The sequence below is a fragment of the Microvirga yunnanensis genome (genome assembly GCF_025460875.1).
Genome location: NZ_JAMXFI010000198.1, coordinates 1 through 13,540, shown reverse-complemented (window position 1 = coordinate 13,540; position 13,540 = coordinate 1). Strand labels below are relative to the sequence as shown.

General features: G+C 61.7%; 10 protein-coding genes and 3 pseudogenes. 6 read left to right on the top strand and 7 right to left on the bottom strand.

Annotation, left to right across the window (positions count from 1 at the left end; genetic code table 11):
- The 4 genes and pseudogenes from NF876_RS42680 to NF876_RS42670 form a co-directional block, all read right to left on the bottom strand.
- Positions 1–723, bottom strand: a 723-nt coding sequence (locus tag NF876_RS42680) for a hypothetical protein (RefSeq protein ID WP_262273685.1), incomplete at its 3' end; no start/stop codon positions are given.
- Positions 724–2,109: 1,386 nt separating this feature from the next.
- Positions 2,110–2,271: pseudogene (locus NF876_RS43815) on the bottom strand (hypothetical protein); the annotation flags it as partial.
- Positions 2,272–2,506: 235 nt separating this feature from the next.
- On the bottom strand, positions 2,507–2,896 hold the full coding sequence (locus NF876_RS42675) for a type II toxin-antitoxin system VapC family toxin (protein WP_210806988.1): 390 nt from the start codon (positions 2,894–2,896) through the stop codon (positions 2,507–2,509).
- Positions 2,883–3,158: an AbrB/MazE/SpoVT family DNA-binding domain-containing protein gene (locus NF876_RS42670; protein WP_210806990.1), complete on the bottom strand. Its 276-nt coding sequence runs from the start codon at positions 3,156–3,158 to the stop codon at positions 2,883–2,885. Before NF876_RS42670 ends, NF876_RS42675 begins: the two co-directional genes overlap by 14 nt.
- Positions 3,159–3,774: 616 nt before the next feature.
- Between NF876_RS42670 and NF876_RS42665 the strand changes: the two are divergent.
- Both NF876_RS42665 and NF876_RS42660 read left to right on the top strand, forming a co-directional pair.
- A pseudogene (locus tag NF876_RS42665) lies at positions 3,775–4,560 on the top strand (MFS transporter); the annotation flags it as partial.
- A 276-nt stretch (positions 4,561–4,836) separates the two neighbouring features.
- Positions 4,837–6,042 (top strand): L,D-transpeptidase family protein, encoded by a 1,206-nt coding sequence (locus NF876_RS42660; RefSeq protein WP_210806994.1) that lies wholly within the window; start codon positions 4,837–4,839, stop codon positions 6,040–6,042.
- 118 nt (positions 6,043–6,160) lie between these two features.
- Here the strand turns inward: NF876_RS42660 and NF876_RS42655 are convergent, their stop codons facing one another.
- Both NF876_RS42655 and NF876_RS42650 read right to left on the bottom strand, forming a co-directional pair.
- Entirely contained in the window at positions 6,161–6,826 is a 666-nt protein-coding gene (locus tag NF876_RS42655) for a hypothetical protein (RefSeq protein ID WP_210806996.1), read from the bottom strand.
- A 270-nt stretch (positions 6,827–7,096) separates the two neighbouring features.
- On the bottom strand, positions 7,097–7,396 hold the full coding sequence (locus tag NF876_RS42650) for a hypothetical protein (RefSeq protein ID WP_210806998.1): 300 nt from the start codon (positions 7,394–7,396) through the stop codon (positions 7,097–7,099).
- A gap of 818 nt (positions 7,397–8,214) precedes the next feature.
- Between NF876_RS42650 and NF876_RS42645 the strand changes: the two genes are divergently transcribed.
- Together NF876_RS42645 and NF876_RS42640 are read left to right on the top strand one after the other, a co-directional pair.
- Positions 8,215–9,834, top strand: coding sequence for a phytoene desaturase family protein (locus tag NF876_RS42645; protein WP_210807000.1), 1,620 nt, complete (start codon positions 8,215–8,217; stop codon positions 9,832–9,834).
- Between the two features lie 201 nt (positions 9,835–10,035).
- Positions 10,036–11,256 carry a multidrug effflux MFS transporter gene (locus NF876_RS42640; protein WP_210807002.1) on the top strand — a complete coding sequence of 407 codons (1,221 nt, stop codon included), beginning with the start codon at positions 10,036–10,038 and terminating at the stop codon, positions 11,254–11,256.
- A 171-nt stretch (positions 11,257–11,427) separates the two neighbouring features.
- Here NF876_RS42640 and NF876_RS42635 read toward each other — a convergent pair whose 3' ends face one another.
- On the bottom strand, positions 11,428–11,697 hold the full coding sequence (locus NF876_RS42635) for a hypothetical protein (protein ID WP_210807004.1): 270 nt from the start codon (positions 11,695–11,697) through the stop codon (positions 11,428–11,430).
- 776 nt (positions 11,698–12,473) lie between these two features.
- Between NF876_RS42635 and NF876_RS42630 the strand changes: the two genes are divergently transcribed.
- Together NF876_RS42630 and NF876_RS42625 are read left to right on the top strand one after the other, a co-directional pair.
- Positions 12,474–12,647 carry a hypothetical protein gene (locus NF876_RS42630; RefSeq protein WP_210804884.1) on the top strand — a complete coding sequence of 58 codons (174 nt, stop codon included), beginning with the start codon at positions 12,474–12,476 and terminating at the stop codon, positions 12,645–12,647.
- Between the two features lie 163 nt (positions 12,648–12,810).
- Positions 12,811–13,540, top strand: a pseudogene (locus NF876_RS42625) (hypothetical protein); the annotation flags it as partial.

Below are 13,540 nucleotides of genomic sequence, written 5' to 3'. Positions count from 1 at the left end.
ATGATAAAGCACATCGTGGTTGAGCCGCATGTAAATCCAACGTTCGATCGGCCCACGCATCTTCATGACGGCTTCGTAGTTCATCTGACGGAAGTCCAGATGCATCATGGCTTGCGAGACGAGCCAATTAAACTGGACCGTCGATTTGGCACGCTCCTTGCCCCTGTTGGCGAATGCAAGCTGGGGGAAGGCAGCGCTCGAGATCACGCGCTCATGGATCTCGCCATCATCCCCCACATCAGTTCGAATGATTTCGACGGTGGACTGGTGAAGGATGGTGAGCGCCTCGACGATCTCGTAGTAGCTGTACGTGTGACCGGTTCGGGAGAGCTCAGTCTTTACCTCATTGATGCTGAACGAGACATTGACCTCGTCCTTAGCGCTGAGGCTGATACGATTACGCATCGCGGCGATGCGACGGATAACCCATTCGACTAGCCGCTCGCGCTCGCCAGGGTACTGCTCGCTTTCTTTGCCGTTCTTGTCCTTGATACGGGCTGGCTTGAGGGTGACCTGATAGACCTTGCCCGCGAGTGTGAATGTCCGCTCCAAGGTCTTCAGGTATCTCCCGTCTTTGAGATCGTCAGAGGCGCGGGAAGGAATGGAACGGGGAGCCACGTCCCATAAGGAGATCGTATTAGTGATCCCGGGTTCTTCTACCACCCACAGTTCGCCTTGCAGGCTTTCGTGGATGATGGTCCTGGGCTTCAGAGCCTTCGACATGCTGTGTCTCCTCGCAGGTCAAGGTACTTAGGACTTCAAACCATACAATGCTAAATCGCTGAACCACCTGCATTTGTTGGGGTGCATAGTAGGTCTGAGCCGCACATTCAGTAGGTTTGAATCGCGCTTATAGTAGGTCTGGGTCGCGCTTACGGGACTGGCGAATGTTCGAGAGGCTCCTCGGTTAGCGAATCGAGGACTTGGTCATAAGCGGTTGGGGAATCTCCGATTTCAAGCCGACACTCTAAGTGCGAGTCAAACCTACTAGCCGGTAGAGAGGGGATGGTTGCAATCCTAGGTGCCGTCCAGACCATCCCACGATGGAGGCGATCGCGACTCAAACCTTGCGGACAGGTAGCTGGGGCAGGGGATCAGGCTCGGCTTCCGAACGTGCGGGTCAAACCTACCGAATCTGGCAGTTCGGGTAGTAGGTTTGGATCGCGCATGGGAAGGGGTGCGCCTCAGACCTACTGAGGTCGTGAGTCAAACCTACCGAGGTCGCGCGTCATACCCACTGAGTCCGCGGCTCAGACCTACCGAGCCTCGTTGAGAGATTTGACAGTAACGCCAGAGGGTTAGCTTTTACTGGTCGGTTTCAGGATGAGGCTGGCTATGAGTAGTGCGTTCGAACTTCTGCAGACTATGGGGAGGGTGTCCCGTCCTCAGCAAGCGGTGGTCGCGGAACAGGGCATCCACGAGGGGCGCTGGACGAGGGATCAGGTCGCGGCGTTCTTCGAGCTCCCAGAGCGGGAGGCTAGGCCCAAGGAGCGGCGCCCCAGAGCTCCTGCAGTGACACGTCGGACACGTCTGTCTCAGCGCCGCTGTTTCTTCAGTCGGTACGTTCGGCGGTTCAATATCGATGTGTTGGTTCATCCCGGTCTGAGCACCGGAGCAGTTACGACCCTTGTGTACCTGATCTCCCGTTGCGGCCGTTACAAGCGATTGCAGACATGCACTTCGTGGCTGGCGGCCGACCTCGGCGTGTCTCCAAGGACCATCCAGAACCATTACCGCCAACTTGAGCAGGCTGGCTTTCTGGTTCGCTCCAGCCCAGATAGGCTTGGGCGGACAACGATCTACCTGACCAACTTGGTTGAGGCCCGCCCGGTTCAAAAAGAAGAGGCTCAACGCGTTGCGCAGCATGGGGAGGGTGCGAAAATTTGTTCGCCCACCAATGAAACAGATTCAAAAGAAAGGGGGAAATCTCGCACCCAAAGGGAAAGCCCTGATCGCGAAACCCCCGGGCTCTCTGAGGATCAAAAGATGTTCGAAGCGAAGGGTGGCCCATCAGAGCCACTTCGGCCGTGGCATCGTATAGATCTGCCCGAAAACGGCATCCGCCTAGCTCTTCATTTGGAGCGTCTAAGCCCCGGAGAACTTGCGGCATCAGTTATCCATCTTGATCATCACGGGAGCTGTCGAGATTTTTGCGACGAGCTCCCGGGGGCGGCGACCTCTCGGGGATACTGAACGATCATGAGCGAGCACCCGAGCGGCTCCCTCCCCGGCCCACCACCGCATGAGCAGGTGTCCGTGCCTCTCGTCTTCGAGGTCCGTGACCTTCCATCGCTGGTTGCCCGTGGGACAGGACTAGCAGAAGCTGGCTGGTGTGCGTGTTGATGAGCTCGCCAGCGGGTGTCAGGCCCCATTTACGAAAGTAAGGCTTGAGCATGGGCAGGACCTATCACGCCGCAAGGGGAGGGGCGACGACAACTGGCCGGTCCCTTCGGATTTTTGAATAGAGGTCTGCTGAATCGCTCGTCTGAGAAAGCGGCCATGCCCCTTACGGAGCCTGAACCTTCACCTCGCCGGTCCGGTTGGCGGCTTTGGCAAAGCGTTGGTCAAAGCTGACAAAGGCTGTGCATCCCACCGCTTTCCCCAGGTGAAGAGCGTCCGCAAAATCGAGCCCCTGGGCCATCCAATCGAGCGCTTTTGCGGCCAGGGGAGCATCTTCCAAAGTGACATGGGGCAGTCCGGCAAAGGCGCTTAATGCCGCTCCGACCTGAGCCGGGGTATAGCCATAGGCGCTGCGCAAGACCCATTCCGTCTCCAGGAGAACGGTCGTGCAAACGAAGACATCCTCCCGATCAATCAGGTCGCGTGCTTTCGGCGATTGCTCAGGGTGATCGCCGGTCAGATACCGGACGATCAGATTGGTATCAATCGCGAGCATGACGCCGCTTGGCCTCGGCAACGATGCTGGCTTCCATCTCCTCCAGGGTCTTGGGTGGGCCCTGATGAGGCAGCGATCCGTACACGTCGTCCGGCTGGGACGGGGCAAACACAGGAGCGGCCTTCAGCAAAACGCCTTCTGGGGTCTCCTCCACGAGCAGTCGGGTTCCCGGTTCCCAGTGCCGGTGCTGCCGGATGGACTTGGGCAAAATCACCTGGCCCTTTGTGGATACAACCGTCATGAGGCGCTCTGTTTTTGTCATCGAATGCCCGTTATGGAAGGTAAGACGTGGGTAAGATAAGCATGCTGCGGCGGCGGAGCAAGGCCGTCCAGGCTTTCTCCAATGGGCAAGGACCATCCGACACCGACACCTGCATTGCCGTGGCCGAGCGGGGAGGGGCCTAGATGCGCGAGTTTGACGCCCGCGAGCAAACAGCGATCCACGCCTGGTGCCCGGGGTGCGGCTCCGCTTCGACGCCCGCAGTAGGCCGACAGCGCGGGCGAACTCATCAGGGTGGTACGCTCGACGGAGAGTGGGACCACGCATCCTGGTGCTCTGGGTGGACGGCCGATCCAGCGGGCGGGGTATGGTATCCGGCACGAGACCCAAGAGGGGGGAGGACGCCCTTGGCAGTAACCGACCACCGGGGGCCGCCCCTTTCATCCCCACAATCGCTCCGGCTCTGGCCTTTGCCTAGGAGATGGACAGGGCCTGATCCCAAGGCAGTTCAGGCGCTGCTCAGGGATCGATACGACGGTAACGGCTTCCGCAGGAGAATTGCCAGACGACACGCGAAACCGATTGGATGGAGCAAATCACCGGCAGGGCCGAAGAGGTCCCAAATAGCCTGAAAAGGTGAAGAGTCGGCTTGGTATCGATAAGCATCGCCTTCATCAGCTTTGCCGTCTGCGCTTCGGTCGCTGAATTGAGCCCTTTCGCGCTTTTGACGATCGTTGCGATGGCTCTTGGTGGGGCGAGCTGGGTGCTGGCGCTCTCGAGCTTCAATGCCACCGTGCAGTTGTCCTCACCCCGCTGGGTGGTCGGGCGCGCCTTAGCCCTCTACCAGATGACAGCCTTCGGCGGCGTGGCCTTCGGCAGCTGGATCTGGGGCGTAGCGGCCGCCCGGTTCGGGACGTCGGACGCTCTTCTGATCGCCGCGGGGGTGCTGGTGGCCGGAGCGGCCCTTGGCCTGCGGCTGCCCTTGCCTGAGATGAAAACACTCAACCTTGATCCGCTCAACCGCTGGACGGAGCCTAATCTTGCCGTCGATACCCTCCCCCGCAGCGGCCCGGTCGTGATCACAATCGAATACATGATCCGGGAAACAGATATCGCGGCCTTTCTCGCCGTGATGGCGGAGCGGCGACGGATCCGCCGTCGGGACGGCGCGCGTCATTGGACGCTGCTGCGGGATCTGGAAAACCCCGAGGTCTGGCTCAAGCGCTACCATAGTCCGACGTGGCTGGACTACGTGCGGCACAACCAGCGTATCACGCAGGCCGATGCTGCCGTGGGAGAACGGCTCCGGGACCTTCATCAGGGGGCAGGTCGGCCGCGCGTGCATCGCATGATCGAGCGACCACCGGGCGGGCCACCCCCGGATCCTGGATCTCATGGCCATGACCTGGCCGAACCGCTGACCGATCCGATCCGGTCATCGTAGGTCAGGTCACCGGCTCCCGACGCTGCCGAAGGCTGGGCGAGGTCTTCCGGTGGCACCGAGGGGACAAGTGTCGGCTGCATCTAATCGGATCACCAGCCAGACGTGGAATGTGACACTGAGTGATGTTACGGCGCCAGAGGGCCGTTCGCGATACCCGCTTCACGGAGCTCTGGGATTGAGCCAAGCCATTTGTTGCCGCAATTTCCTGCAAATGGCAGTCTCAACCCGTTACACACGCCATAAGAGCCCTTCGCACCCAGCAACCGAAAGCCGCCTATGATCTCCATGCTCAGATGGTTACATCTGCCTGTCTTGGCTCTCATAGCCGCTGCCCTGGTCGGTCGGGCCGCGGAGGCTGCGCCCTTATATCCGAAGCACGAAGCTCCCATTCCGCCGGCAACGATGACCCTGATGAAAGGGAACAACACCGCTCCCGCGGAACCGATGCTGATCCGCATCTATAAGAAGGAGGCGGAACTCGAAGTCTGGAAGCGCAGCACAAGCGGGCGGTATATTCGCCTCAAGACATTTCCCATCTGCCGCTGGTCAGGCCAACTCGGTCCCAAGCAGAAGGAGGGCGACCGGCAGACGCCAGAAGGCTTCTATGCCGTCACCGCAGCCCAGATGAACCCGAAGTCCAAGCACTATCTCTCCTTCGACACGGGATTTCCCAATGCCTACGACCGAGCGCATGGGGCCACCGGGTCCGCCTTGATGGTTCACGGAACCTGCTCCTCCGCCGGCTGCTATGCCATGACGGATGCGGGAATGGCGGAGATCTACGCCCTCATGCGGGAGGCATTCAGAGGTGGCCAGAAGGCTGTCCAGTTGCAAGCCTATCCATTTCGCATGACGGCGGAAAACCTCGTTCAGCATCGCCTGGATCCGAACATTGCGTTCTGGCGCCAACTCAAGGAGGGCTCCGATCGCTTCGAGGCTACTCGGGAAGAGTTGGTTGCGAGCGTTTCGGCGGGGCAATACACCTTCCGACCAGTCAGAGATCCGGACACGGAAGCAGAGGTGCTGGCCTACCGGGCCATGGAAGACGATCACATGGCAGTGTTGCTGGAGGAGGGCAGGGTGGCCATCCGGACCACCTATGCCGATGGCGGGCAGCATCCGTCCTTCACCGCTCTGTGGCGCCGCGGCATCTCACTGGGTGAGGTCAGCCGTCCCGAGGCTCTGGCCTATGCCGGCCTCGAGCGTGTGATTGCGCCTGCAAGGGTGATGCGACCGGTGTGTCCCGTACCAGGGACCTGCACACCATCATCCGCTGACGCAAGGGCCGCCTCTCCTCCAGCCATGGGAGAACGTCTCGTGGCCCTCGCGTCGCTGGATGGCCCGTCCACGTGGCTGAAGGAACTGCCGTCGCTGTTGACGTCCGCCCCAGTCGGCGGCGCGGCACTGGGTTTCATCCATGACCAACTGATAATCCAGGGAGCACAGGAGATCGTGCCCGCACGCCTGGCACAGAAGATTTAAAGGCAGCATGGCTGGCGGATGCCAGAAATCGGAGACCAAAAACGCCTTCCGCCGGACTTGGACGCGGCCTTAATGTCGCAACCATGCCCGATGGACCTGTACGCCGTTTCGAGGGCAGTTAGGGCTTCAATGCCACCTTGCGAGTGGAGGCCCAACGAATGGGCTTGTAGTCCTTGGCCTTGAGCTTGGCTTGACCCCAGATTGCCACGAGGTAGCGAGCATCCCCGAGGATGATGCCGTCCAGTTTGGCGGCCCGGTTGATGTCGACGCTTTCCTGATTGCCCTTAAGCCGTCGCGTGTCCCTCGTGGACATCCGGGTGACGAAGGTCACGACCAGACCGGGAGAGCCCTCGACCTCGTAGGCGTTGAACAGGCGCAGGCCATCAGGCCTCTCGTCAATGAGCCGCTCGACGAAGGCGAAGCCATTGTTCTCCGCATGCATCCGAATGTCCGCGAGGGTCGTCTCGCCATATCGGAAGCCGGGAAAGTCGGCGGGCTTACTATCAGGCCGGCCGCCCCAGGTCTCCTCGGCATAGGCGATCCGGCCGTTGAGTGGATCCGTCGCGAGCGCGAGCTTGTTCCCGTCAGACAGTCTCCACCGGACCTCCTCGTGGGGCCCCGCGGCAACTCTGGAGGCTGGCTTGCCTGCGACCCGCGATGCCGTGGTGATGTCCTCCCCGATGCGGATGCCGTTCAAGGTCTGAGCCTGCGTTGCCGCCGTCAGGGCAAGAAGGCCAAAGGCGGGGAGCGCGTGCCGCGCGACAAGGGAGGTGAAGGTTCTCATGGCGGATGTCGGCAGAGGGGCAGACAACCTACCTTTGCCAGGACTTTCGTCAACCGGACTAGGGCATTTTGCGGATCATGGTTGCAGAAGGGTCACGGCTTCTGGCTGTGCTCCGGCGCTGGAGAGAGCACTTCACTGCCGTGCCGCTTCTCCGGCACGGGACGATTCCCGCCTCGATGCACGACAAACCTGAGAAGCGGTTGTTCTGCCTTGTTGAGGGTGCGTCGAACAGATGACGATCGTTCACCTCCTATCGCGCAGCCGAGCGGTTCAAACAGGAATCTTGCTGATGATCCAGTCCGTCGCCTGTGAGCTAAAGCCGATTTCGGTCAACTCCTCCTCGAGATCCTCGATCATATCGGGGTCCAGTGTGATGGAGTTGTCATCCGCATCTGCCCCTGCCATGGGCTTCTGCCCACCTTCGTTCGCGTCTGCATTTTCCATGGGGGCTACTGTGACGCGCACGAGCGGTTCGTTATCTCCATCCGCAGCATCCTCACTATCGTAGATCTTGAGTGTGACCCAGCGCCTCTCAACTTCGTCCGCATAGACCGTCTTCCACTCGCCCATGGTCCTCTCCTGGATCAAGCCTCAGCGCTGCCGTCCTTCGGCATTGTAGCGTCATATTCCCAGACCATCAGTGGCCCCTTAGCGGAGGCGACCACAGCCGCTCCGCTCTCCCGGTAAGGGAACTCCTTAGCTGCAGGATCGGCTAACCCGATCCCGCAGCAGGCGCGTCGATGGGCTTGATTGACACCGCAGCCTGTCAATTGACGCACGAAACAAGACACGCGCCTTGTCATCGGTCTGACGTGGCGATGGGACGAGCCCCCCGAGCTTGGGATTGGACAGCACAATGCCCATATCAGTTCTATGCCGCCCAAGGGATCTTCACCATGCACACTCGACCTGTTCGAGGTCACGCTCACCATCCCGACGCCTGCGTCCGAACTGGCTCCTGGTACCGCCAAGCTGTCGGCACTTGCCAGCCTGTCCGACGCTCAGCTGGCTGAGCAGCTGAGCGGGCTCGTTGAGGAAGTGCAGCGCCGATTGGAGAAGGGCAGGGGGAAGCGGCCGGAGTTGGAATCAGTGGCACGGGAAGCTAGCTTGACCCTCAATCGCCTCGTTTCCGGCTCTACAGGCCATAACAAGCCATTCAGCTCTGGCAAGACTTCATCTCCGCTGCCGGAGGGGCAGCGCAGGGCGGGGCGGGCGGATCTGCCGGCGGGCGTGGCTCCCAGTCAGGTGGCGAAGCACTTCGGTTTGTCGCTGGACGCCGTGCGTTAAGGTGCTCGAGGAGGCTGCAGCGGCTACCTAAACGCATAGAGTGGCGAAACTTCCGAATGCCAATATTCTGACGCTGAGTTCTGACTGGCAGGAGGACGCTTGTGGCAGACAGCTATGACGTGGTGATCATCGGGGCTGGGCATAACGGCCTCGTCTGCGCCTGTTATCTCGCCGCCGCCGGTCTGCGGGTGAAGGTGGTCGAGCAGCGCTCCGTCGTCGGAGGCGCCGCCGTGACGGAGGAGTTCCACCCCGGCTTCCGCAACTCGGTCGCGTCCTACACCGTCAGCCTGCTTAACCCGAAGATCATCCGCGACCTCGATCTGCCCCGCCACGGCCTGCGAATCGTCGAGCGGCGCCTGGCCAACTTCTTCCCGCTGCCCGACGGCCAGTACCTCAAAACCGGTGAGGGCGTGACCCGCTCGGAGATTGCACGCTTCAGCTCCCGTGATGCTGAGCGCTACGAGACTTACTCCGCCGAGATCGACGCCATCGCGGACGTGCTGCGCGACCTCACCCTGCAGCAACCACCCAACCTCGCGGACAGTGGCTGGCGCACGGCCCTGTCCGAGGGCTGGAAGGCGCTGAGCACCGGCCATCGCCTGCGCCGCCTGTCCATGGCCCAGCGGCGGGCCCTGCTTGATCTGTTCACCAAGTCCGCCGGCGATTACCTCGACGGCTGGTTTGAGACCGACTGCGTCAAGGCCGCCTTCGGCTTCGACTCCATCGTTGGCACCTTTGCCAGCCCCTACACGCCCAACACGGCTTATGTCCTGCTGCACCACGTCTTCGGTGAGGTGAATGGCAAGAAGGGCGCTTGGGGCCATGCTATCGGCGGCATGGGAGCCATCACCCAGGCGATGGCGAATGCTGCCCGCGAACGTGGGGTGGAGATCGAGATCAATGCACCCGTCCAGGAGGTGATCGTCGAGAAGGGGAGGGCGGCCGGCGTCGTGCTCAAGGATGGCCGTGCCATTCGGACCCGGACTGTGGCCGGCAACGTTCATCCCAAGCTCCTGTTCGACCAACTGGTGCCGGAGAAGGCGCTGCCGCCGGACTTTCTCGCCCGCATCCGGCGCTGGCGGTCAGGCTCGGGCACCTTCCGCATGAACGTGGCTCTGTCCGAGCTGCCGAGCTTTTCCGCGCTGCCTGGCCGTGACCCTGCCGATCACCACACGGCCGGCATCATCATTGCCCCCTCGCTCGCCTACATGGACCGGGCCTATGACGACGCCAAGCGGGAGGGCTGGAGCCGGGAGCCGATTGTCGAGATGCTGATCCCGTCCACCCTCGATGAGAGCTTGGCGCCCAAAGGAGCTCATGTGGCGAGCCTGTTCTGCCAGCACGTGCAGCCAACCCTATCCCAGGGACGCTCCTGGGATGATCACCGCGACGAGGTGGCTGACCTGATGATCGCGACAGTGGAACGCTATGCTCCTGGCTTCCAGCAGAGCGTGCTGGGGCGCCAGATCCTGAGTCCGCTCGATCTCGAGCGCACCTTCGGGCTTATCGGCGGCGACATCTTCCATGGGGCCCTGAGCCTGGATCAGCTCTTCAGCGCCCGGCCGATGCTGGGTCATGCGGATTACCGAGCGCCGTTACCGGGCCTGTACATGTGCGGTTCCGGCACGCATCCGGGGGGTGGCGTCACCGGCGCCCCAGGCCACAATGCAGCACGGGCGATCCTCGCAGATGTTGGCCGGCGCCGATCCAGGCGAGCCTGACGCGGGGAGCGAAGCTCGTCCTGAGCGTCTGCCCTCTAGGGTCAGTATCAGGAACACGTCTTGCGCTGACCCGTAGATGGCAGCCTTGCCCCGCCCCAAGAGACGAAGCAATGTCGTGTCCTCACAGCCCCGGCCAGCTTGTGCAATTTGGACCCCACCTGCCAAGCTCTCTCTGTCGCCACCGAAAGCGATCCCGAACCCATGGACCATACCACTGCCGCGGCAGCTCCGCCCATCGTAGAGCCTGGCTTTATTGCGCTGCTCATTGCCGTCTCCGCCGTGAGCCCGCTGGGGATCAATATGTATCTGCCCTCGATGCCCGGCATGGCGCGAGCCCTGGGGGTCAGTTTCACCACCATTCAGCTCACCCTGTCGCTCTATCTCGGCGCGATGGCATTGGGGCAGCTGATCATCGGGCCACTGTCCGACAGATTTGGCCGTCGCCCCGTGCTCCTGCTCGGCCTCCTTACCTTCGTCGCGGGATCCGTCATCTGCCTGTCGGCGCAGAGCGTTGGGGTCCTGATCGTCGGTCGCATCGTGCAGGCGATCGGGGGCTGCGCCGGCATCACCCTGAGCCGCGCCATCGTGCGGGATCTCTATGGACGCAATCAGGTGGCCAGCATGATTGCGTATGTCACCATGGGCATGGCGGTCGCTCCCATGATCGCACCGACCATCGGCGGCCTGCTCGAGACGCTGTTCGGCTGGCGCGCTTCATTCGCTTTTCTGATCGGGTTCGGCGGCCTCGCCCTGGTATTCGCACATTGGCGCCTGCCCGAGACACACCACAGCCACGCCGGAGGAGAGGCGCTCCGCGAGCTCCTGCAGGGCTACGGCAGCCTCGTCCGGTCGCGCCCGTTCTGGGGCTACACGCTGGTGACCAGCTTTGTGTCGGCCATGTTCTTCGCCTTTCTGGCCGGCGCCCCGTACGTGATGATCGAGCTGCTCGGGCGCAGCCCGGCGGAGTACGGGCTCTATTTTGCCCTGGTGCCGTGCGGCTACATTCTGGGCAACTTCGCCACGGGCCGCTTAGCCGCCACGATGGGACCGAACTGGATGATCCTGGCCGGCACGCTCCTGTCTCTCGCCAGCATCGCGGCCATGGCCGCGGTGATCGCTACCGGCTTGCTGTCCCCGGTCGCCCTGTTTGGGCCCATGCTGTTCATCGGGGTGGCGAATGGGCTGGTGCTGCCGAGCGGCATTGCCGGTGCGGTGAGTGTGAGGCCGGATCTCGCCGGCGCCGCATCGGGTTTGTCGGGCAGCTGTCAGATTGGGTTCGGGGCGCTGGTCGCTCCCGTGGTTGGCGCGGCCCTCAGCGCGACCGTCTGGCCGCTGATCGTGATCATGACGATCTGCTCACTCCTGGCGGTTGCTTCGCTCTCCTTGGTTGCAGGTCCCCGCAGGGCTGCTGCAGGCCGGTAGATCGCTTTGGCTTGCGCAGATCGGATCCCCGGAAGGAATAGGATTGTGCGCGGAGCCGAAGTCGCCCGAAGGTCAGCAGTGGCAGGGTCAGCGGACCGCCACACGGCCAAGCTTAAGCGCTCAGATTGATCCCTTCCTGACGGTCAGCATGACATTGGGTCATGCTCCAGGTTAAACGTTGCCTCGCCCGAAGAAGACGACGTTGTCGCTGGCCTCAACCACCTTGTGGAGTTGCGACAGCTCCATGAACGCGTGGGCGCGGTACAGCCGCCACATCGGGCTAGCCATCTCTTGGAAGGGGTGGTCCGGATTGGACGTCCACCAGGACTCCCATTCCTGGGCGGTGAAGTCGTCGCCGTAGGCATGCGTCACAGTCAGATCCGGATCAAAGCCATCGTCGACGCAGAGGGCCTTCGCCCTGACTCTGATCTGGCTGTCCATGAGGTCGGATGTTTCCTGAGTCCGCGCGTACAACATGATCACTCCGCAACCGGCTTGGACGAGGGGAGGGGCTGACTGCGCTGATCCATGCAGCGTGTTAGCTCTTGGATAACCCAGCGTCTGGCTTGGCGTTGTGAGGATCGTGTCATGGTGACCTCCTGCGATGTCACCAGGATCGACCGAAACAGCCCGTCCTTCCGTGACCAGAGCCACACATGGCTCGTGAGAGAGCGATCACGGTCATTTCTGCGGTGAGCGGTTCAAAGGAAAGGCTTTCCTTTGGTCCTCCCCGCCTGGGCTAGCGGCCTCCCGGCCTGACCGCGCACAGGTCAGGCATCAGCCCTGCGCTTCGCAGAAGGCTGTTACAGAGCGCACTCTCTGAGACCAGATCAGGCCCACCGGCGCCTGCGGGATCTCGCCGCCATCCGCATCATGGGGGCGGCAGGGGTTGCGAGCAGTTTCACGGCCCATGCTTCGGAGGCTGGAAAGATGCTTGAAGGTCTAGCCGAGTACGGCATTGGTACCAGCTGATCGGCTGCCCCGATGATCGTCCGCACGCCGAGAGAACGCGCCCACCGGACGCATCGCGCAGTCGGGGGTCTAGGACCTGCTCGACTTTCAACCTTGTGTTTCTCATGTACATTGGCCTCAAATAGAACCAACAGGGAACCTGTTCCTTGTGCCAGCGGCGAGACCTATAAAGTTGTGTGCACGAGGCGCTGTGGAAACATTGGTTTCCCGTTCGCAATGCGAGCGTGAAGGCAAAGAGGGAACACATGGATATCGCTGATCGGCTCAAGGCCGCCTCTGAGAGCGATGAGGTCCTCCCTCCTAATGAGGTCCAAGCGCTCTTAATCGAGGCTGCCGAGACAATTGAGTTCCTTCGGTCTTTGCTCAAACCCTTGGATGAGTTCGATCTCGAGGACTTGCCACCCAGGGGTAATGCTTAGAAGGTCAAGACCGGCTCCAGTCGGTCTTGGCAGACCTTTCAGCGAATCCGTATAAGCCTGCGCTGGGCAGGTGCAGTAGCCCTGCCGACCAATGGTTCACATCCCATTCGGGCTCTGTTACAATATCGCTCCGATTGAGCGCTGTCGCACGTGAGGAGACCTCATGTACAGCGACCATGAGCAGTGGGCCCGGATCCGGTACCGGGTCTTGGTCGAAGGAGCCACCCAGAGGCAGGTCGGCCGCGAGACTGGGATCAGTCCGAATATGGTCCGGAAGATGCTGCGGGCGAGGCAGCCGGTGCCCTACGGCCCGCGACAGCAGGTCTTTCCCAAGCTCGGGCCATACTTGCAGACCATCCAGCAGATGCTGTCGAGCGAGGAGCAGCCAAGCTTGTCCTATCGCGAGATATACAGGTCCATTCGGGAGCAGGGCTATACTGGAACGTACGACGCTGTCGGGAACTACATACGGTCGCTCAAGCCGACGGATCGCATGCTGTGGGAAGCCGCATACGACGACATCAAAACCTTGGACCGCAAGTCAGCGGTCACCCTTCTGATGCGGGTGGCCAGGCAGTGCCGAGCGAACGAACGGCAGAGACTTGCATCCTCGCGAGCGCGCAGAACTCATAAGGAAGTCGCCAGGCAGGCTGCCTTCACGTGGCTGCGTCAGCTTCTCCAGCAAAGGATGCCGTTCACCAACCTGCGGGGCGAACTCGGCGAGGTGCCCGACCTCGACCGGCTACTGGACAGGCTTGATCACGGCGGCCGCCACGTGCGCAATCGGTCGCTTGTGGTCCTCGGCAGCCTACGCGGCTGGCCCTCGACCGCCATCTGCGCCTTTCTCGGCATTGAGAAGAAAACCTATCGCAGCTATTGCCAGCTCTATGAAC

Bases quoted from the DNA above. Each gene is read 5' to 3' on its own strand.
- NF876_RS42675 (WP_210806988.1), bottom strand. From the start codon at position 2,896: ATGCTCGCGATTGATACCAATCTGATCGTCCGGTATCTGACCGGCGAT.
- NF876_RS42670 (WP_210806990.1), bottom strand. From the start codon at position 3,158: ATGACAAAAACAGAGCGCCTCATGACGGTTGTATCCACAAAGGGCCAG.
- NF876_RS42660 (WP_210806994.1), top strand. From the start codon at position 4,837: ATGATCTCCATGCTCAGATGGTTACATCTGCCTGTCTTGGCTCTCATA.
- NF876_RS42655 (WP_210806996.1), bottom strand. From the start codon at position 6,826: ATGAGAACCTTCACCTCCCTTGTCGCGCGGCACGCGCTCCCCGCCTTT.
- NF876_RS42650 (WP_210806998.1), bottom strand. From the start codon at position 7,396: ATGGGCGAGTGGAAGACGGTCTATGCGGACGAAGTTGAGAGGCGCTGG.
- NF876_RS42640 (WP_210807002.1), top strand. From the start codon at position 10,036: ATGGACCATACCACTGCCGCGGCAGCTCCGCCCATCGTAGAGCCTGGC.
- NF876_RS42635 (WP_210807004.1), bottom strand. From the start codon at position 11,697: ATGGACAGCCAGATCAGAGTCAGGGCGAAGGCCCTCTGCGTCGACGAT.
- NF876_RS42630 (WP_210804884.1), top strand. From the start codon at position 12,474: ATGGATATCGCTGATCGGCTCAAGGCCGCCTCTGAGAGCGATGAGGTC.